The sequence below is a fragment of the Clostridium tyrobutyricum DSM 2637 = ATCC 25755 = JCM 11008 genome, assembly GCF_000359585.1.
In the GTDB taxonomy this organism is placed as follows: domain Bacteria; phylum Bacillota; class Clostridia; order Clostridiales; family Clostridiaceae; genus Clostridium_B; species Clostridium_B tyrobutyricum.
Genome location: NZ_APMH01000009.1, coordinates 21,122 through 40,766 on the forward strand (window position 1 = coordinate 21,122; position 19,645 = coordinate 40,766).

At 29.9% G+C, this 19,645-nt stretch carries 20 protein-coding genes and 1 pseudogene; 10 read left to right on the forward strand and 11 right to left on the reverse strand.

Going from position 1 to position 19,645, the window contains the following annotated elements:
• Positions 1-146: 146 nt before the first annotated feature.
• Positions 147-1,319, reverse strand: a complete 1,173-nt coding sequence (locus J418_RS0105530; RefSeq protein WP_017895011.1) for an IS110 family RNA-guided transposase — start codon at positions 1,317-1,319, stop codon at positions 147-149.
• Positions 1,320-1,702: 383 nt separating this feature from the next.
• Here J418_RS0105530 and J418_RS15465 point away from each other — a divergent pair, with 383 nt between their 5' ends.
• A complete protein-coding gene (locus J418_RS15465) occupies positions 1,703-1,888 on the forward strand; it encodes a hypothetical protein (RefSeq protein WP_017895012.1) in 186 nt (61 codons plus the stop codon).
• 365 nt (positions 1,889-2,253) lie between these two features.
• The gene (locus J418_RS16040; RefSeq protein ID WP_080629769.1) at positions 2,254-2,619 is read left to right on the forward strand and encodes a transposase; all 366 of its coding nucleotides are present in this window, start codon (positions 2,254-2,256) and stop codon (positions 2,617-2,619) included.
• Between the two features lie 65 nt (positions 2,620-2,684).
• Here J418_RS16040 and J418_RS0105540 read toward each other — a convergent pair whose 3' ends face one another.
• A complete protein-coding gene (locus J418_RS0105540; protein ID WP_235807098.1) occupies positions 2,685-3,353 on the reverse strand; it encodes a hypothetical protein in 669 nt (222 codons plus the stop codon).
• A 100-nt stretch (positions 3,354-3,453) separates the two neighbouring features.
• The gene (locus J418_RS0105545) at positions 3,454-3,936 is read right to left on the reverse strand and encodes an RNA polymerase sigma factor (protein ID WP_017895014.1); all 483 of its coding nucleotides are present in this window, start codon (positions 3,934-3,936) and stop codon (positions 3,454-3,456) included.
• Positions 3,937-4,383: 447 nt separating this feature from the next.
• Between J418_RS0105545 and J418_RS0105550 the strand changes: the two genes are divergently transcribed.
• Positions 4,384-4,962: a DJ-1/PfpI family protein gene (locus J418_RS0105550; RefSeq protein ID WP_017895015.1), complete on the forward strand. Its 579-nt coding sequence runs from the start codon at positions 4,384-4,386 to the stop codon at positions 4,960-4,962.
• 120 nt (positions 4,963-5,082) lie between these two features.
• Entirely contained in the window at positions 5,083-5,406 is a 324-nt protein-coding gene (locus tag J418_RS0105555; RefSeq protein WP_235807104.1) for an MMPL family transporter, read from the forward strand.
• A 170-nt stretch (positions 5,407-5,576) separates the two neighbouring features.
• Here the strand turns inward: J418_RS0105555 and J418_RS0105565 are convergent, their stop codons facing one another.
• On the reverse strand, positions 5,577-6,080 hold the full coding sequence (locus J418_RS0105565; RefSeq protein ID WP_017752099.1) for an RrF2 family transcriptional regulator: 504 nt from the start codon (positions 6,078-6,080) through the stop codon (positions 5,577-5,579).
• A gap of 258 nt (positions 6,081-6,338) precedes the next feature.
• Between J418_RS0105565 and J418_RS0105570 the strand changes: the two are divergent.
• Positions 6,339-6,551 (forward strand): annotated as a pseudogene (locus J418_RS0105570) (pyridoxamine 5'-phosphate oxidase family protein); the annotation flags it as partial.
• Between the two features lie 166 nt (positions 6,552-6,717).
• Here J418_RS0105570 and J418_RS0105575 read toward each other — a convergent pair.
• Positions 6,718-7,335, reverse strand: coding sequence for a LysE/ArgO family amino acid transporter (locus tag J418_RS0105575; protein ID WP_017895017.1), 618 nt, complete (start codon positions 7,333-7,335; stop codon positions 6,718-6,720).
• Between the two features lie 435 nt (positions 7,336-7,770).
• Here J418_RS0105575 and J418_RS0105580 point away from each other — a divergent pair, with 435 nt between their 5' ends.
• Positions 7,771-8,229: a hypothetical protein gene (locus J418_RS0105580; protein WP_017895018.1), complete on the forward strand. Its 459-nt coding sequence runs from the start codon at positions 7,771-7,773 to the stop codon at positions 8,227-8,229.
• A 399-nt stretch (positions 8,230-8,628) separates the two neighbouring features.
• Here J418_RS0105580 and J418_RS17000 read toward each other — a convergent pair whose 3' ends face one another.
• Complete coding sequence (locus J418_RS17000; protein WP_323419934.1) at positions 8,629-8,781, reverse strand: putative holin-like toxin; 153 nt, start codon at positions 8,779-8,781, stop codon at positions 8,629-8,631.
• 458 nt (positions 8,782-9,239) lie between these two features.
• Here J418_RS17000 and J418_RS0105590 point away from each other — a divergent pair, with 458 nt between their 5' ends.
• Positions 9,240-9,554, forward strand: coding sequence for a hypothetical protein (locus J418_RS0105590; RefSeq protein ID WP_017752094.1), 315 nt, complete (start codon positions 9,240-9,242; stop codon positions 9,552-9,554).
• Positions 9,555-9,893: 339 nt separating this feature from the next.
• Here the strand turns inward: J418_RS0105590 and J418_RS0105600 are convergent, their stop codons facing one another.
• The gene (locus J418_RS0105600; RefSeq protein WP_017895020.1) at positions 9,894-11,318 is read right to left on the reverse strand and encodes an MDR family MFS transporter; all 1,425 of its coding nucleotides are present in this window, start codon (positions 11,316-11,318) and stop codon (positions 9,894-9,896) included.
• Between the two features lie 138 nt (positions 11,319-11,456).
• Between J418_RS0105600 and J418_RS0105605 the strand changes: the two genes are divergently transcribed.
• Positions 11,457-12,059 carry a TetR/AcrR family transcriptional regulator gene (locus J418_RS0105605; protein ID WP_017895021.1) on the forward strand — a complete coding sequence of 201 codons (603 nt, stop codon included), beginning with the start codon at positions 11,457-11,459 and terminating at the stop codon, positions 12,057-12,059.
• A 68-nt stretch (positions 12,060-12,127) separates the two neighbouring features.
• On the opposite strand, the gene J418_RS0105610 is transcribed toward J418_RS0105605, so the two are convergent.
• Positions 12,128-12,862: a DUF4811 domain-containing protein gene (locus J418_RS0105610; protein ID WP_017895022.1), complete on the reverse strand. Its 735-nt coding sequence runs from the start codon at positions 12,860-12,862 to the stop codon at positions 12,128-12,130.
• Positions 12,862-14,346, reverse strand: a complete 1,485-nt coding sequence (locus tag J418_RS0105615; protein WP_017752089.1) for an MDR family MFS transporter — start codon at positions 14,344-14,346, stop codon at positions 12,862-12,864. Before J418_RS0105615 ends, J418_RS0105610 begins: the two co-directional genes overlap by 1 nt.
• 168 nt (positions 14,347-14,514) lie before the next feature.
• On the opposite strand from J418_RS0105615, the gene J418_RS0105620 reads away from it, so the two are divergent.
• On the forward strand, positions 14,515-14,964 hold the full coding sequence (locus J418_RS0105620; protein ID WP_017895023.1) for a MerR family transcriptional regulator: 450 nt from the start codon (positions 14,515-14,517) through the stop codon (positions 14,962-14,964).
• A gap of 94 nt (positions 14,965-15,058) precedes the next feature.
• Here J418_RS0105620 and J418_RS0105625 read toward each other — a convergent pair whose 3' ends face one another.
• Positions 15,059-18,115 carry an ABC transporter permease gene (locus tag J418_RS0105625; RefSeq protein ID WP_235807115.1) on the reverse strand — a complete coding sequence of 1,019 codons (3,057 nt, stop codon included), beginning with the start codon at positions 18,113-18,115 and terminating at the stop codon, positions 15,059-15,061.
• Positions 18,112-18,813: an ABC transporter ATP-binding protein gene (locus tag J418_RS0105630; protein WP_017895025.1), complete on the reverse strand. Its 702-nt coding sequence runs from the start codon at positions 18,811-18,813 to the stop codon at positions 18,112-18,114. Before J418_RS0105630 ends, J418_RS0105625 begins: the two co-directional genes overlap by 4 nt.
• A 174-nt stretch (positions 18,814-18,987) precedes the next feature.
• Here J418_RS0105630 and J418_RS0105635 point away from each other — a divergent pair, with 174 nt between their 5' ends.
• Positions 18,988-19,563 carry a TetR/AcrR family transcriptional regulator gene (locus J418_RS0105635; RefSeq protein ID WP_017895026.1) on the forward strand — a complete coding sequence of 192 codons (576 nt, stop codon included), beginning with the start codon at positions 18,988-18,990 and terminating at the stop codon, positions 19,561-19,563.
• Positions 19,564-19,645 lie beyond the last annotated feature (82 nt).

The following is a 19,645-nucleotide window of genomic DNA, read 5'->3' on the forward strand; positions in this document are numbered from 1 at the left end:
ATTATAATATTTCGAGTTATATTTTTGTTTATTATGAAATGTTAAAAATAAATAATATGGTATCATTTTTGGGCAAAGCAAATAAACTATTAAACAATTAATAGTTAAAATTTTACATAGAGTTATTAATATAGTTATAATATTGCTTAGTTAATAGGGGTATAATCTCTTTTATCTCTCATGACAGCAAAAACAATACGTGTTAATTTATTAGCTGTGGCTCCTACAGCAACTAAATGATGTTTTCCCTCATTTCGCTTTTTATTATAATATTTATTAAGAGGACTATCATGAAGGACACATGTTGAAGCAGCTAAAAACAAGGCACGTCTAAGATACGGTGAACCTCTTTTAGACATTTTATTGTTATTAGATACAAATTGTCCTGATTGCTTAACAGTAGGATCAATTCCAGCATAAGCTACAAGACTAGAAGAATTCTTAAAACGTTTAATATCCCCAATTTCACTAAGAATAATAGCAGCAGTGACGAAACCAATTCCAGGAATAGTTGTTAAATGAGAGTTAAATTGATTATAATAAAACTCAATTTCTGAATCTAGAGATTTCATTTGTTTTTCAAGAAATAGTATTTGACTAATAAGTTGTTTTATTTGAAATTTAAAAGCTTCTTTGGCTATCTTAATACCAAAAGTGTTTTTAGCTGCATTTTGAATCTCTTCAGCTTTATTAAAACCAAGTCTCCCCTTACTTTTTGTTTTCAATAGTTCAGTTAAATCATTTATACTTAACTTCAGTATTCCTTCTGGAGTTTGACACTTTTCAAGGACAGCTTTAGAACTTACACCCCAGATATCAGAAAATAATTTATTATATTCTGGAAAAATTTGATCAAGTACTGTAGTTATTCTGCATTTAAGTTCAGAAATTTCAGTAGTTAAAGAAAGTTTATATCTGCAAAGTTGTCTTAGAGCAAGAATTTTATCATCACAAAGTTTTGTATTAGTAAATTTACCGAATCTAATAACTTCTGCAATTATAAAAGAATCTTTAGTATCGTTTTTGGTTTTACGAATATACAAATTTCTAAAGCTATCAGATTGAATAGGATTAATAACGTTTATCTCATATCCTTTTGTCATTAAAAATGAATATAATGAAAGCCAATAATGACCTGTAGCTTCAAGTCCAAATATAACTTTAGAATTGCGAGTATATTTTTTTATATGTTCAATTAATTTATTTCCACCATTATGGGAATTAGTAAATTTTATAGATTTGCCAATTATAGAACCAGTATCATCAATAATAGTAGCTTCATGATTATTTTTACCAATATCAACACCAACAATATACATAAAAAGTCACCTTCATTTAAAAGATTATTTAGATAGAATCCTCTCACATATGCAAGTTACATCCTAGTTTGATATACGAAAAATTGTAAAAATACAATTAACATCCAGCTTATACGCAACATCTCGCAAAGAAGAGGTAGCAGTCTCTGCTCCGAGGTCAAAAAGCCTCATGGGGGTGGGCGTAAACCTCTATCTATACGAGAATATTGTCTCAAAAGATGAGTTATTAAACAATAGTTATATAAATGAACTTTAAAGCTATAAAGATATTATATAGATTAAAGCTTTAGGCAGGAAAACTATTGTTTAATGTTTACATGTTTATCATACTAGGAAAACTATTGTTTAATGTTTACATGTTTATCATACTAGGAGGTGGCAGCATGGGCGGATATATTGTTATTACAGCTATGGTATGTGTTACTGTAGTTGGTATAGTGGGTATTTTTTCTACACTCGCATACTTAAAAGAAAGAGCTATTCTTAAATATAAGAACAGCTCTAAATTTAACGATAATGAAATTTCAATTACCGTTGATGATAACAAAGATAAAAACTCAAAAAACTAAATGCACTCTCGCAAAGTACATTTAGTTTAATTAATTAAAAGATTTCTTAAACTATAAACCGTAACGGCTTCTTATATATATTATAACATATTTTTTGAAAATTAAACTTGAAATTATAAGTAACTTCAATTCGTAATATAAAAAAATCACGATATACTATGGCAAAATATTAAGTTTAAAAGTAAAATTATAAATATATTAATAATCCGGAGGATGTTTATAATGTTATAACTCAGTAAAAATAATAAAAAGAAAGTTCTACAAAATATAAGATGCGGCAGCATTGATGCTGCTGACGTCAGCTTTCCAAATCTTATAGATTCATATAACCATTATGTTAAGAATAATGTGATGACAAGTATTATATATTTTTAACTACTAATACAAATAAGACTGCAAAACAGATAATAAATACGTATGAGTTAAGACCAGAGGTAGAAGAAAACTTCAGACAGATAAAAGATTTCTGGAAACTTAAAGATTTTAAAAGCACGAAATATAATTTCATAACTTTCCATATCACTATGACATTAATAGAATATATGTACTTTCAATTATTCAAAAACATGGAGGAAGGAAATAGATATTCAGGCAAGTCAATGCCCGCAGTCATCAAAAATTATAAATCAGATAGGCAGAAATCCGTTATTGTATACTCCGGTCAATATTTTGGAGTGTTCCCATTTATTGAATTTATTCAGTTATATGCTGGTTGTCCGATAGAAGTATAAATTATGGTTTGGATAGATAAAAACACCGTAAAACTCATTTCTGAATAATACGGTATTTAAATAATTTATTTGGTATCAATAATCTGCTCTGCCATTTTAACTAATTCTTCTTGTGATATATCAGAATCAATTGATAAGAAAGAATAGTAAATTCCATCTTGCATCCAATTTAAATATTTGACTTGAGAGATTTTTTCCTTGTCAGATCCATAGCTAAATACATATTTGCCAGACAATTTATCCTTCTTATCTTGTTCTGTCATTTTATAATCTGCTGGCACAAATTTGTTAGCATATGAATGATAATATAAATCTATACTATTATAATTACCAATAACAGTCTCTTTCTTTGATCTTTCACCTAATATTTCATTTTCCATATAGAGATCTAATTTATCATTCCCCTTTGTATAAGTAAAATTAAGTGATTTTGTTTTTGCTACAGAATTACCTTTATCATCAGTTCCTTCATTATTTACAATACATCCATTTGTAAAAGTATATCCATTATAAAATTTGTTAACTAATTTAGGATTAAATTTAAAATCCTTTTTCAATTGTTCTGCTGTAGGTATAGTAGTATAAGTTGGCATTTCACTATTATGTGAAGTTGAAGTTATGGAGGATATTTTTCCAGCAGCCAATACAGTTGTTCCTATCATCATAGTAGCTACCAGTGCAATTATAAATCTTTTCTTAAATGATCCATTTTTATATATTTTTTTGTTTTCCATTTTATCACCCTCCTTTTGGTCTGGTAAGCTGCTTAATGTTGCACTTACCCTGTTTTTAAAACTTTTGGGTGTGCCTAGAAAGACATTATTCCAATTATAATTATCCATAAATTGCCTCCATATGCTCTAGATTTATTTTCAATAGTTTTCGTCCTTTTGATAATCTGCTTTTTACAGTTCCTGCAGGTATTTTTAAAATCTGTTTAATTTCTTTTACCGAATATCCCTCTACATAATAAAGAACAATTGTAATACGAATACGCTCTGGTAGTTTCTGAATAGCTAAATATAATTCGGTATAATCCTTTTTATCATCAGCTTTGATAAACTCAAAGTATTCTTCATAAGATATCTTTGAGCATTCTTTACGCTTCAAACTATAACATTCATTTATAAGAATTCTAACCAACCATGTTTTAAAATATTGTTCTTTTTTTAGTTTACCTAATTTATTATAAGCTTTTAAAATTGCACACTGAACTGCATCTTCACAATCCTCATCATGAATCAAAATTGATTTAGATACATGATATAAAGTAGATTCAGCCTCAAGAACTTTATCTACAAATTCATCTTTATTCAATTGACTTCCACCTTTCTTTGCAAGCTGTAGCGCTACTTTTTTACCTTACACTAATTAGATGCATATATCTACCAGATGGTTCATTTAATTTTAATTTATTTGGAGCTAAAATTGACATATGAGAGTATGCATATTTGAAAAGATACTATTTTATTGAATCTTAAAAATTTTTGTGAGAAAAATAGGAAAGATGAGATTATATCCAATTTGGTATTAAATTATTTTGCACATGCCAACCCAAGCCTCGCAGTATAGTTGAAAGTGTATTTTGCAGACATATTTTGCCCATTGTGATAGCAATAATTATACATTTTAAAGTATATTTTAATAAATATTATTGGTATATTTTGAGAGTATTAAGAGTAGTTGGTTATTGTATAAAATGATATAATATATTACAATTTATCAATAAGCGTTATTTATGTGATAAGAATATGGAGGTTTAAAATGAAGATACTACTTTTTTTGGCTAAAGGATTTGAAACAATGGAATTTAGTGTATTTGTAGATGTTATGGGTTGGGCTAGAAATGATTATGGATATGATGTTCCAGTGGTAACTTGTGGATTTCATAAACAAGTTATGAGTACATTTAATATTCCTGTAATAGTCGAAAAGACAATTGATGAAATTAATATTGATGAATATGATGCACTAGCTATTCCTGGTGGCTTTGAAGAATTTGGATTTTATGAAGACGCTTATGATGAGCGTTTTCTGAAATTAATAAGAGAATTTGACTCAAGAGGAAAAATTATTGCTGCCATTTGTGTTGGGGCATTACCATTAGGCAAGAGTGGAGTCTTAAATAATCGCAAAGCTACCACATATCATTTAAGAGATGCATATAGACAAGAACAGCTAAAAGAATTTGGTGTTAATGTTGTAAATGAACCAATTGTAGTTAATAGAAATATTGTTACTTCATATTGCCCTGAAACAGCTTCTCATGTGGCATTTAAACTTTTAGAAATGCTTACGTCGGAGAAACAAATGAAAATTGTCAAAGCTGCTATGGGATTTTAATAAATATAAGAAGATGAATAGGGTATTTAATTGGTAATCTTTAAGATTATTTTATGAATAGTAAAATATTATAAATTAAATAAAAAAGAAATCATTCTCTTTTATCTTGCGCTTAATTATATGGTTATAATATTTTTTGTAGGAGGATATACGTCAAAAATTATATCTGCAATTTTTATGTCGGTATCTGTATATTTAGTTATAAACGGAATATATAACAGGATTTTTATTAAAAAATTAGATAAAGATGAACGAAATATCAGTATTGAGGATAAAGCAAAAGCAATGGCCTTTGATATTATGGGAATAGTATTTGGTATTCTTATAATTATTTATGGTTTTATAATGGCCAATTTACTCATAATTTTATTTGCACTTGTTGCATATTTGATTATTTTTGCAGTTTATATGATATATTTCTCTAAGTACCATAAAGAAATGTAAGTGAATAATATTCTTGGAAATCTGAAATAAAGCTTATTTATATAATATATTGATTTTGGAGCAATTCCTGCTAATAGCATTGTATGGAGAATTTGATATGACTGTTTATAGTGTTAAAGCTAAAAAAGCCATTTCACCATTATTTAATGAATGGCAGGAAACGTTCATTATCATTTTCTTTTATTATTAAACCATTTAATTGTTGCTTTTTCCACCTCTTTTGGAAGCTTTTTATTATATACCTCATCATATAGCCATGCTAATGTCTTATTGCTTAAATATTTTTTCATTTCATTTTCTGCTTCCAACATTACAACTTTTATTAAACAAGGACATTTGGTATATGTATCTGGTAAATTATCTTTATCTAATAATATAGTATTTTGTCTGATTTCTGCACATTGAAAAAATGATTTACTTCCTTCTACTGCTTCAATAACATCCCAAAATGTTATTTCTTCCGCACTACGAGCTAGTGCATAACCACCTTTTACACCTGATATAGATTTTATAATTCCTGACTTGCTTAGTTTTGCATATACTTTTGACAAATAAGTTTCAGAGATACCTTGAAATGTGGCTAAATCCCTTATTCTCACAGACTTACCTTCCTCTGAGTTTACCATGTATAATAAGCAATGTATTGCATATTCTACTCCTACTGAAAATTTCATTTTTCATACTCCCCTCAATGTCTAATGTACAAGGTAATATAAGACCCTGTCATAGCTCTTTATATATTTACTACACATAATCATCTGTATAATCTTTTATTAATAATATCCTATTATTTATTATCATTCAACATTAAATATATTCTATTTTTAAAATTATATCTATTGACAAAAGGTGAAAAAAATATATTCTAGACATATGTTATCCAGGACAATATATGTCTAGAATATACAAGAAGGAAGGAAATTAAAATGTTTACAGAAAAAAATATTAACGTTAACCCTAAAGTTAAACTTACTCTTGGAAGTAAGGAAGTAATGGGATACAAATACATTGGAACTGGATTTTTAATTGAAGGAACTGCTAAATTCTTAAAAGATGGAGATAACTTTAATATAATGAAGGAAAAGTGTCCATTCCTTACAAGAACATTGGAAGTTATAGTTACATCTTGTAAACAAACATTATAAAAGAGTTAAACAATAATTGAAATTACCATATGATTTACTTCTTTAACAGATGAGTGTACATTGCCAACATAATGCAACATTGCAACATACAATTTGATATCACTATTTAAATAAAAATAGTAGTTTCCAATCATAGGTTAGAGCTGCTATTTTTACATTTGAAAAATTATATAAATTGAATTATTACATTGTAACATAATTTAAGTCCGTATATTAACATTACAAATCCACAAACTAAATTTATAACTTTTAAAATTTTAGTGTTAAACCTGGTTTTATTAATAGAAACTATAATTGATATGGAACTAAACCAAATAAAAGAGGCAAGACAAGTACCTATTATAAAATAATTTGAGGAATTTTTTATTAACGATGCTCTCATTCCACCTAAAATAAGAGTCCCATCTATTATAGCTTGTGGATTAAGCCAGGTTACAATAAAACAACTTAATATTATTTTTAAAATTGTTTCATTTATTTTGGGTTCATCTAAGTTGTCTGGAGTTGTTCTAATTAAAGATATACTTATATAAATAACACAAATACCACCTAAAAGCATTATTGCATTTTTTAAGATCATGAATTTCTCTAGTATAAATCCAATACCAAAAAAACAAGCCAATGCAAGTGAAATATCAAAAAATATTGTTATAATAGCAGTTTTAAATACAATAGATTTATTTTTTGATATAGCAGTATTAATTACATACAAATTTTGTAATCCTATGGGAGCTACATAAGCTAACCCAAATAGAAATCCTTGTAAAAAATATTTAATTGCCAATAGTTAGTTCTCCTTTATGTTTATAGTGTATCATGAAATTAGGTTCTATACATGTCTAAACTGCTCATGTTATTATTTCTATATAATGGAACATAACTTCCTTTTATATTATATAATTAGATATTCTATATAAATTTGTAAAGTCCTCTCAAAGAATTAAAAATTTTGTCTGAAAGTATGACTGATTTTTATATTTAAAAATCCAAAATTGTATTTTATATAATAGATATGACAAGTAAAATAAACTATTGACTGCATTATCCTAAAATTAAAGAAATGGTTTCTAATGAATTTCCACAAGTTACTTCAGATGAAAAAAGGGCAGATACTGTTTTCTGTTAATAGTAAATTATCGTGACATACTGCTGTCATATTAAGTGTGATATTATATAAAAAGTAAAAAGGTAATTATCTATATAAGGAGAGAATAAAACTATGGCTTACAAATTGAAGGAAGTAACAGTAAGAACGAATAATTATGAAGAAGGAATAAAAGTAATTGGCGAAATATGGAAAGATATTGTTAGTGGAAAACTACCCATTCTTTTTGATACCAATCATATGTTTCAGCAAGGCATTTCTCCAGTTTCAAAATACAGTAATTATTCTAGTGATGAAAATGGAGATTATGATCTGACGATACTGGCTGTAACAGTAGACTTTTTTCAAAAGATGGATGCAGAAGTAAATAAAGGCTTTTATAAAAAATATGATGAAAAAGATGAAAGTGGAAAAATAAGTGTTTGTACAAGAAAGGCATGGGAAAAGGTGTGGTCTGAACAAAAATCAGGCGATATACATAGAACATTTACGGCAGATTTTGAAAGCACTGTTCCAAGTGAATATACGAAAGATGGAAAAGCACATTGCTATTTATATATTGCAATTAAGTAAATTTAGAAAATAGAAGTAGCTCTTAAGCCCTGAGGTATAAGTTGGATAATACCTACCTTCCTTTCTTAATTTTTTATGGTAAGAGAATTATACTTTTTTAATATATCTGATAAAAAATCTGAGTTATACCGGTTAAGGATAACATTACCATAAATGACGTAGCTTTTCTGTGTAATAGGTTGATATGAGCGTGTTAAAGAGATATGTTTTAAATAATATGAACGAAAATTTTATGAAAATATGATTTAAAATAATAATCTGTGTTATAATATATATAAGAAACAAAGAAAATAAAAACAGGATGCGCTAACATCCTGTAGTATACAATCTAGTTGCTTAGGCAACTGGTAACACTAAATTTTCAATAAAAAATAGTAGTATCCACTTGCGCAGGGGCTACTATTTTTTTATTTCTTTAATAAGTAATACTATAAATGTTAATAGTGAAATGAGGAAAAGTCCTCCTTCGAAAAGCAACATTAAGATGTCATTACTCATTGTATCACCTCCCTTCAAAAGGGATGAGTGATACCAGTAGCCCACATGCAACATATTCAATTGTATTAATAAATTATAGCATGTCTAATAATATAATTCTACAGTTAGTATCATCTGTTACTTTAACTATATATTATAAAAAAGAAAAGCATTTTTAGTCGATTTTATACAAATATTTTAGGACTTTTAGATCAAAGCGTACTGGATAGTTCTTATTCTATAACAGAAGTCCATATAATTTTTGAAATTAATGAAATTGATAAATGTACTGCCAATAATTTAATTAATAAATTAGGAGTAGATAAAGGATATTTAAGTAGAATTTTAAATCATCTAAAAGAAGATGAAAAAGAAGAGTTAATTAATTCAATGAAATATATTACAAGATCATTATCTCGTGATAAGAAACAAAAAATAATACTACTTGGACAGAACACTTGGTAAAAGGAGAACGCTGGGAGTTATATTTATAGCCAATAAAGATCCAATCATATATTGAGAGGTGGAGTTATATGTCTAATAAAAAACATTTAAGAATTGTTTTTTCTGTTATACTTTCAGATGCCGGTGAAGCCACTCATGCATTGGAAATAGCAAATGGGCTTAAAGATTATTGCACTGATAATTATGAATTGGATATAATATTTTTATCTAATGGAAGTAAATTTGAACCAAAGGTGATCTCAGCTGGATTTAAGATTTATAAGTGCTTACCTGTGCTATCGGGGATAGGTTTTCACCAGGATTTAAAACCAACAAAAACTAATTTAATCGGTGACACAAAACTTGTCAGTGAATTATTAAGAGGTGAGATTCAAGCTATATAGCTCATTAATAGAATTGGGTATAGGATTGCTTGAGGGTGTTATTTGGGATGAACTATCGGATAAACGTAAAAATATTATTATCAGGAAAGTGAAAAAGACTGCCGAAAAATATAAAAAAACATGTATATCGCGTAAGAAAATAAAGGTAAATATGAAATTCATCATAAGTAAAATGATGCATCAGGCTATTGCAAAAAAAGAAAAAACATTATCGGCTGACAACCAGTATTGGGTTGATAATGGATGGATAAAGCTGTAAAGGAAAGGCAAATAGCCTTTCCTTTCATACAATGTATCTAAATTATATAAACAGCATTATCTGTTAAAGATACTTTTTCATTAATTACTGGTATTACTCGATAGTACTGATTTAGATTTGACATTTAGTTTATTGGTTAAAAACAATGCAGGAATAATCATAACTGCTGTAAAAATCAAGCTTGTAATAAATCCTGCGTGAAAAGCATTGGAAATATTGATGGTTGAAAGCTTTTTTCCAATCATATGGTTACTTACAATAGTGGATAAAACTGCTGAACCAAATGCAGCCCCAATATTTTGGATGATTCGGGTAGCAACACTGGCTTGTGGAATTTGTATTTTTTCGAGTCCTATATAAGAATCACTCATTATAGGAATTGTAACTCCTCCAATACCTATACCTCTCACAAGTAGAATGGCCCATATAATCCAAGGATTTGTTCCCATATCAAAGAAAGCAAATGGAAGTGTACCGATGATTGTAATAATTATAGAAGTCAGTACTACAAAACGGGCACCTATTCTATCTGTCATTTTACCAACTATGGATCGTGTCATCAGCATGCCTGCTCCCTGTGGAATAAGCCACAATGCCGAGGTAATTACATCTAAGCCTCTCACTTCCTGGAAAAATATTGGGAAAAGCAGCATGGGACCATTGGTTGCAAGCCCTGCCAAAAATAAAGCTATAAAAGAAGCACTAAAATTTTTAGATTTAAAAAGCTTTAGAGGAATCAATGCTTTTTCTTTCATTTTCCATGCATAAATCGTGTATACTATTATCGAAATTAGTCCTATAACAATAGCAAAAATGCCAGTTATATTATTTCCGGTTCCTTTGATTTTGGTAATACCATAGATAAACATTCCTGATGTCAGACCAAGTAGAATAATTCCAGGTAAATTCATTTTGGCTTTAGTATTTGTAGGTTCAAATTTGGGAAGTTTGAAGTACATTAGTATTAGTGCAATTATACCAACTGGTAGATTTACAAAAAACAGCCAATGCCATGTCACGTGTTTTAAAATCAAGCCTCCTATAATGGGACCTACAATAGGACCAAAAACAATAGGGATTCCCACAATGGACATTAAACTTCCAAGATTTTCTTGACCTGCTATATTAACTACCATGGTAGTCAATGTAGGAATCATGAGGCCAGCTGCGAATCCTTGAAAAATACGAAATATTATTAGACTTTGTATATTCCACGCCATACCTGAAAGCAGCGATGATATCAAAAAAAGACCTAATGTACTCATAAATATTTTTTTGCCGTCAAATTTTTGCACTAGCCATCCTGAAAATGGAACTGCAATTCCTAGAGAAAGGGTATATCCGGTAACTACCCATTGCATGACTGAAAATGTAGTTGAAAACAATTTTGACAAATCGTTGACTGCAATATTGACAATGGTAGAATCAAACATTGGTGGAAGTGCGCCAAGCACCAAAATCATGCAAATGCTAATTACACCTTTTGGAATTTTTTCTTTTTTCAAGTTTAACATCTCCTTACAGTACAATATGTACCTTAATTTAATCTCATTATATACCACCGTAAATTAAAGCACAATATGTATCTTAAAATTTATATGTTATAATAATTTAAGAAGTTTTCATAGATAGGGGATATATGGATGATGAAAGAAACAAATAGAAATATACGCAAACGTGGAAATGTATTGCTTGAAAGTATATATGATGCAACTGTAAAAGTTATAAAAGAAGTTGGTTATGCTAATCTTACATTTCAGCAAATTGCAAAGACTGCAAAAACCAGCCGTACTGTAATATACAGGCGTTGGTCTACAAAATTTGATTTAATCCGGGAGATAAAGGAATATAAAAAGTCTATTGTATTAGATGGTGAATTATCTGACGAAATACAGAAAACTGAAAGTCTGAGAGAGGATTTATTACAGTTACTTACGCTTTATCAGAAAGTTTATATGGGGGTTGGCCCTGAAATTATGAGTGCATTTCTATTTGAGTTAAGTCAAAATAATGATAAGATAGCTGAAATTAAAATAATTGCCAAAGAGAAAAATATTATGATTATGAAAAAATTGTTGGAATTTGCTAAGGAACGTGGTGATAGAATAAAAAAAGTAAGCAATGAGACATTAGTGCTTCCCTTTGACTTGATTCGTATAGAAAATGTCATGTGGAAAAGTGAAATTGATGAGAGTCGCCTGGCATCACTGGTTGATGAGATATTGATCCCAGTATTTAGGGAATGATTATAGATTTAGTTTTTACACAAATCTATAACCATTCCCTTTGAGAATTTTTTATTGAGACTATTTAATCATTTATTTTTAACATCTTGGATAGCTTTTTTTATCATCTGGTCTTGAAATTCATTAGCAAATTTTTTTTGCATTTCAAGCTGCCTAGACTTATTTGTTGCCAAACTAGGATTTTTTACAATTGCATTCTTCATCTTATTTTGAATATATAAAGTTGCCTGAGACTTAATTTGTTTTTTGAACTCTGGACTCGACATTTTCTGTTTCAATTCTTTTGCTTCGCTAGTTGACAACAAGGACCAGGTTTTTGGCAAGTAAAATGTGTTAATTTGTTTGGATAATTTATTATTATTGTCGGCAATACCAAACCAGAATTTATAAGCAGATGACTTGTATTTCCAATGCACTTCAGTAATTTTAAGATTTGCTGTGCCGGAATTAACAATTTTAGTTTTGTTTGTAGTAAATTCATCTACTTTCGTGTATGTAACCTTTTTTGAGTGTAGCTCAGGGGAATAAATAAAAATATTTTCATCTCCGTTAGTGCCAATTGGCTCATACAAAATTATTTGCATAGCACCAGTAGTATCTGCAGAATATATTTGTTTTTCAGTTGTAGTTGTAATTTCCTGCATGCCATAGTGGCTATGATAATTTGCAACTATTCCAATTATAGAAGAAATAAACACTATTCCTGAAATAAGTGTAAATGTTATTCTAAGTGGTACTTTATCAATATAAATAAAGCTGATAAAGAAAGCTATAGCACTTATAATCATTAAGATAATTATCATTATTTTTCCCCTCCCTTATTACTTTGAAGTTGCATTTCGTTAGGGTGAGCAGCATTTCCTTTTATAAAGAAAGCTATTATGAATCCAATAACACAAAAAACCACAGCTAGCCAAAATGCTCCTTGATAACCAGACATGGTTGCATTAAGTGCTTTAACTTTATATTCTAATGGTGCTGCTTTTAAGAGAGATTTTCCTGGCATCTGACTATTTGTGATGTTTGACAACACTGAAACCAACACAGCGGTACCGATAGAACTGGCAATTTGGCGGACAGTATTGTTAACAGCCGTTCCATGAGAAATTAGTTTAGTAGGCAAAGTATTCATAGCTTCCGTTGTGACCGGCATCATCACCATGGATATACCAAACATTCTAACAGCATATAGACACGCAATATAAACAATTGGTGTTTCTTTAGTTATTAGTACAAAAGGCAAAGTTCCTGCTGTCAATAGAAATAATCCTGCGATTGATAGTCTTTTGGCCCCAATCCTATCAAAGGCCCGTCCAGCAATAGGGCTCATAACAGCCATCATCAAAGCACCAGGCAACAATAATAGACCTGAGTGGAATGCATTCATGCCATGAATCATTTGCAGGTATAGTGGAACAATCATTTCCACACCAACCATAGCTACCATAACAATTGAACTTAATATTGTAGGAACCGTAAAATTCTTGGAAGAGAATACTCGAAGTTCCAGGAATGGTGTTTTCATAGTAAATTGGCGCCAAACAAATAACCCGATAAACACCAGGCCGACTATTAATGTATTTAAAACCAATTGGGAACTCCAGCCTTTGTCTCCTACTGATGAGAATCCATAAAGCAGTGACCCAAATCCAACAGTTGACATTAATAAGGATAACCAGTCAAGCTTTGTCTTATAGGTTTTAAGAACAGGCTTCATAAAGAAAAATGCCAAAACGATAACTACAGCTACAATTGGAATTATCATTCCAAATAAGTCACGCCATTGCCAAGTATCAATTATAAATCCAGAAAGTGTTGGCCCAATGGCAGGTGCCACCCCAATGACAACACCAGCCAGCCCCATAGCAACACCCCGTTTGTGAGGTGGAAATATTGACAGCATGATATTTTGTAAAAGCGGCATGGAGACTCCTACACCAACTGCTTGAATTAACCTACCACTTAATAAAAAGCTATAATTTGGTGCTGTACATGCCATAATAGTCCCAATTTCAAAAATAATCATTGAAGTAATATACAGCCACTTTGTATTAAAACGAGTCGATAGCCAAGCTGAAACAGGGATCATAATACCATTGACCATTAGAAATCCTGTTGTCAGCCATTGAACAGTTGAAGTTGAAATATCAAATGCTTTCATTAATGTTGGAAAAGCAGTTGCTAAAATTGTTTGATTTAGAACTGTACAAAAAGTACCAACCAACAGCACAATAACCAGCATAAGCCTATTATACTGTTTACCGTTAGTATCAATAGATTCAGACAAAATTAAAACCTTCTTTCATTAATCGTATAGTAATGTACAATCAATTATACATTTAAATATCTAAATTGTAAATATTAATAATATAGTTATGATAAAAAGTGATAATTAAAATCATAAATTGTTATATACATTGAAATGAAGTATAATAATTTTGAGGAGGTACCAATAATGGATATACAACAACCATACAACCAGTTGCTGGATTTTCAAAAATTCAGTGAAGCGATGATGAAAGAAGATAACGTTTTATTAGGAATTTCGGAATTATCTCATGCTACCGGAGTAACACCGGCACAATTAAGATACTGGGTTTCTCAGGGATATATCAAAAATTATGGAAGTAATAAGAAAAATAAGTTTAGTCTTGAAACTGTCTTCATGGTTCGCAGTATAAAAATTTTTCAAAATCAAGGCTACACGCTATCAGCATCTGCAAAACGGGCGGCTCAGTATTCTGATTTAGCACATAAAATAAGAAAAATGTTTACTGATAGAGTAATTAATGTTAGCCAGAATGATGGACAATTATTAATTAATTTGGGAGTTTTTGATGCTGAGCCAACTCAAAATTTGATTGCCAGAATAGATGACGAGGGTACAAAGTTTGATTTAATTTAATAAAAATCGCAGACTATTAATTGTTGATTTGGGCATACATAGTCTGTGGTTTTTATTAAGGTACATTTTATTACAATAAGTTCTTGTAAATATATTATTCGACAGACTTCAAGGATTCAATCATATTGATTTTCTTCATTTTGAAGTACGTAACTATCTGCATAATAATTGAAACCAGTATAATAATCAAAGCTGACCATACAAAACTGCCAGCATGTATATTCTTGAAGTATACATTTCCAGTATCTTCTATAACATCAATTACAAAACTATGAAAGGGAATACCCAGTATCAGGCCTACTACGATACTAACCAGTGTCAATAAAAATGCTTCACGGTAAATATATTGATTTGTTTCTCCATCGTTAAATCCAAGAACCTTCAATGTGGCAATTTCCCGCTTTCTTTCACTCATATTGATTGATGTTAAATTATAAAGAACAATAATTACCAGCATTGCTGCAACGACGACCAGTAAAACAACTACATTATTCAAGCTTTTATTTCCATTAGCAGCTTGACTCAGAATATCATCTTTGAAAGTTACATTTATAATAGAATCGCTTTTCAGTAAATGCTTGGCTGTTATATTTTTATTTTGGCTGCAATTGGATACAATCATATTATAGGAAATGTCTTTTCCAAATGTTTTACTGTATAAGTTTTTATTGATATAAATATAGTTTTGCATATAGTTTTCTGCAACATCAGATACTTTTAGGGAATATAAATTATTGTCCATATCCTTTATTTTGATTGTATCACCTTTGCCTATTTTTAAAATTTCAGCAAGTTTTTGAGTAATTACAACACCATTATTATTTATTTTAATGTCATTCCCGGTTGAGGGATTCCTTGCATTATAATATTTCCTGAACAAATTTTCATTTTCCGGCACTATTAAATAGGTATCCAGTGACTGATTACCTGATTCAGCTTTAAAAGATGTCTGTTTAATTAAAAGAGGGCTCTCAATATTTTCTTTTGCCAGCAGACCCTTTAAGCTTCCACCAATACTTTTAGTTTCATTTTTAAGTACAATCAATGTATTATATTTAAAAATTTCACCATATTGTTTTTCTGCAACACCATTAATACTGTCCCTTATTCCAAAACCGGTTACCAGCAGAGCTGTACATCCGGCCACTCCAACTATAGTCATAAGAACTCTTTGCTTATAACGGAATATGTTACGTATTGTAACTTTACTATTAAATGAAAGATGCTTCCAGATAAATCCTATTTTTTCAAGAAGGATTCTTTGCCCATTTTGTGGTGGGACAGGGCGCATTAAGATAGCAGGGTACTGTTTTAATGCCTTGTTGCAGAAAAAGACTGTTACACCAGTCATAAGGGCTGTAATAACTGCTAATACCACTAATAAACTTATTATGTCGTACTTAATGGACAGTGGTGGTAAAATAAATTTATTTAAAGTTGAGTATATAATGTTGGGAATAACATTTGTAAATATAAAAAATCCTGTTATAGTTCCCAATATCGTAGCAGACAGTACATAAAACAAATATGTTGAAATAATACTTGTATTTTTAAATCCCAGTGAAGTAAGTGTTCCAAGCTCTCCACGCTCTTCCATAATCATTCTTGCCATTGTATTTGATGTCATAAGCATTACGATTAATATGAAGAACAGTGGAAAGACAGCTGCTACGGAAGTAATAGTGTCTGTAGCACTTTTTAGATTGCTGTATCCCAATACGGTATCTTCTCTGTCATAAATATACCATTTGGCTTTTTCTATTGAAGAAACATCCTTTTTAGCATTATCAATCTTTTTTTGAGCATCAGTCATTTTAGTATTAAAAGTAGATAGATTTTTATTGTATTCACTATATCCATAGTTTAGTTTTTTTTCACTTTGTATGATCTGTGTTCTACCTTTTTTAATTTTGTCCCTTGCGCTGTTTATTTGCGTGTTGAATATTGCAATTCCCTGACTTAACTTGCTTTCCTGAGTATTTAGTGCATTTATTGATTTTTGTAGTTGCAGCAATCCTTTATAAGAAGCGGAGTACTGATTGAGTTGTGTATTAATTTGTACATATTTTTGGCTGTTGGGAGATAGCTTGCTCTGTTGTTCTTTCATGGAGCTGATAGCGGAACCCAACTTAGTAATCTTTGCGCTTAATTCTTTTTCTGAAATACCCTTGTTAATTAATACAGTATTAATTTGATTTCGGCCGCTGGTAATTTTATTTTTTGCTTTTTGAAACTCGGATTCCTGATTTGAAGCTTTTTTGTTTAATTCAGACTCATTTTCATCAAGCACCTTTTTTGCATTTTCCAGTTTGGCTTTATTCATATCAAGTGCAGCTTTGACATCAGATAATTTTTTCTGATTGTTTTTCTTTTCTGTATTAAGCTTGATCTGATTAGCATTTATTTTATCCATTGCCTTGTTATAAATTTCCTGATAACGGGCATTTTCCCTTTCAGGTTTTAACTTTACGAGTTCATTGTTAATCTGTTTTGATATACTGTCATATTTTTGCGAATATGATGTGACATTTTTAGTATTTGCGGCAGTAATATAAATTTCCGTATAGGCATCCATATTGAAATTATCCTTGTTTACAAATATAAATGATGTCAGTTTTCCATCGCCAATTGTAGTACTGCCATAATCAGTATCCATATATAATGGAGATTCTACTGTACCTACGACAGTGAATTCTTTATTTTTTAAATTCTTGCCTGTAGTACTGTCAATTGTGATTTTATCACCGACTTTATATTTTTTAATATCTGCAATACATTCCTTGTCCGATTTAGGCATTCGTCCATTTATTAATTTAACAGTATTTATTGAAGTTTCTAGTCCTTGTACTTTTATAGCCTTACTTTTATCAAGAACATCCAGGGAATAGCTTGGAGCAACATTTTTTATACCTTTCAATGATTTAATTGATTTTACGTCATTATCCGTCAATCCCATTGTACTTACTACCTTGAAGTCCATTAAATTATGTGCTTTATAATATTTGTCAACAGAATTGATAATATCCGGGGAGCTCGACTTTAAGCCTAAAAAGAACCCAATTCCTACCATAACAATTATAAACAGTGATATATATCTTCCAAAAGATTTTTTTATCTTAATTAGAGTATTTTTAAATAACAATTTTATCACCACGCAATTTCTTTAGCTTTTTTAGGATTTTTGTTTATAACAATGTCCTTTACAGTTCCATTTTTAACTTTGATTACTTTATCTGCAATATCTGCCAGAGCAGCATTATGAGTAATTAAAATAGTTGTAGTATCCATTTTCCTGCATGTATTTTGTAAAAGTTCAATAACTCTCTGACCTGTTACACTATCAAGTGCACCGGTAGGTTCGTCGCACAAAAGCAGTTTTGGATTTTTTGCTATGGCTCTGGCTATGGCCACACGCTGTTGTTCACCTCCAGACAGCTGTGCAGGAAAATTGTTCATTCTCTCAGATAAACCAACCTGTTCCAATACAGTCTTGGGTTCAATATAATCTGAACATATTTGACAAGCAAGTTCTACATTTTCAAGTGCAGTGAGATTTCCTACAAGGTTATAAAATTGAAATACAAATCCAATGTCGCTGCGCCTGTAGTTTACCAGCTCCTTTTTGGTATAGGTATGAATCGCATTGCCGTTGACTGTGATACTACCTCCACTAGGTATATCCATTCCACCCAACAGATTTAATACAGTTGTTTTTCCTGCACCTGATGGGCCAAGTATTACGACCAGTTGGCCTTTTTCGACTGAAAAAGAACAATTCTCTACTGCAGTGATTGATACATCTCCAGTAACATATTCTTTTTTAACATCTTTGAATTCTATAAATGCCATCTAATATACCTCCAAATTTTATAAAACAATGTGTTGATTAATTTTCTTTAGTACAGTATACTTACACCATGAAATAAATACAACAATTAAATTATTAAAAAATGATGGTTAAAAAACAGATTTTAATAAAGTGTTTAATAGTTAACAGAATTTTATTATTTAGGAGTAGATTTTATGAAGGAAAAGAGAAATGATAGGCGAGTAAGATACACAAAAATGGTTATAAAGCAAAGCTTTATTAAATTATTAAAACAAAAGTCCATATCTAAAATTTCCATAAAGGAAATTTGTGAAGATGCGGATATTAATCGTGCTACATTTTATTCTCACTATAAAAATCAATATGATTTGCTGAAGCAGATAGAAAATGAAACAATCAATGACATCAATCAATATCTAAGTAGTTATGACTCTAAAAGTAAAAATTATATTCCTTTTGATCCAATTGAAAAAATTCTAGAGTATATAAAGAAAAATTCAGAACTTTTCAATCTCCTGATCAATTCAAATGGTGATACAAACTTTCAACAGGAAATCATAAAAATTATTGGGCAGCAGAATATAGCGTTAATAAATGATAATATTAATCTTTTAAAAAAAGAGGAAGCAGAATATATATTTTATTTTTTAGCAAGTGGCAGTATAGGCATTATTCAAAAATGGCTGAGAGAAGGTATGAAGAAGCCTATTAAGGAAATGGCCGAGTTTATACTTGCAATATCAATTAATGGCAGAAAATTTTTTGACTGACTTTAAAATTCAACTTCAGATTAAAAAAGAAATTAGGTGAACAATAATGATAAAAACAGGTGTTTCTCTACATAACAAAATA

What these genes read in the sequence shown, in the direction of transcription:
- J418_RS0105630 (WP_017895025.1), bottom strand. Translation starts at nt 18,813, where the DNA reads ATGGCATTTATAGAATTCAAAGATGTTAAAAAAGAATATGTTACTGGA.
- J418_RS0105635 (WP_017895026.1), top strand. Translation starts at nt 18,988, where the DNA reads ATGAAGGAAAAGAGAAATGATAGGCGAGTAAGATACACAAAAATGGTT.
- J418_RS0105620 (WP_017895023.1), top strand. Translation starts at nt 14,515, where the DNA reads ATGGATATACAACAACCATACAACCAGTTGCTGGATTTTCAAAAATTC.
- J418_RS0105550 (WP_017895015.1), top strand. Translation starts at nt 4,384, where the DNA reads ATGAAGATACTACTTTTTTTGGCTAAAGGATTTGAAACAATGGAATTT.
- J418_RS0105610 (WP_017895022.1), bottom strand. Translation starts at nt 12,862, where the DNA reads ATGATAATTATCTTAATGATTATAAGTGCTATAGCTTTCTTTATCAGC.
- J418_RS0105530 (WP_017895011.1), bottom strand. Translation starts at nt 1,319, where the DNA reads ATGTATATTGTTGGTGTTGATATTGGTAAAAATAATCATGAAGCTACT.
- J418_RS0105565 (WP_017752099.1), bottom strand. Translation starts at nt 6,080, where the DNA reads ATGAAATTTTCAGTAGGAGTAGAATATGCAATACATTGCTTATTATAC.
- J418_RS0105580 (WP_017895018.1), top strand. Translation starts at nt 7,771, where the DNA reads ATGGCTTACAAATTGAAGGAAGTAACAGTAAGAACGAATAATTATGAA.
- J418_RS0105555 (WP_235807104.1), top strand. Translation starts at nt 5,083, where the DNA reads ATGGTTATAATATTTTTTGTAGGAGGATATACGTCAAAAATTATATCT.
- J418_RS17000 (WP_323419934.1), bottom strand. Translation starts at nt 8,781, where the DNA reads ATGTTGCATGTGGGCTACTGGTATCACTCATCCCTTTTGAAGGGAGGT.
- J418_RS0105605 (WP_017895021.1), top strand. Translation starts at nt 11,457, where the DNA reads ATGATGAAAGAAACAAATAGAAATATACGCAAACGTGGAAATGTATTG.
- J418_RS15465 (WP_017895012.1), top strand. Translation starts at nt 1,703, where the DNA reads ATGGGCGGATATATTGTTATTACAGCTATGGTATGTGTTACTGTAGTT.
- J418_RS0105540 (WP_235807098.1), bottom strand. Translation starts at nt 3,353, where the DNA reads ATGGAAAACAAAAAAATATATAAAAATGGATCATTTAAGAAAAGATTT.
- J418_RS0105590 (WP_017752094.1), top strand. Translation starts at nt 9,240, where the DNA reads ATGTCTAATAAAAAACATTTAAGAATTGTTTTTTCTGTTATACTTTCA.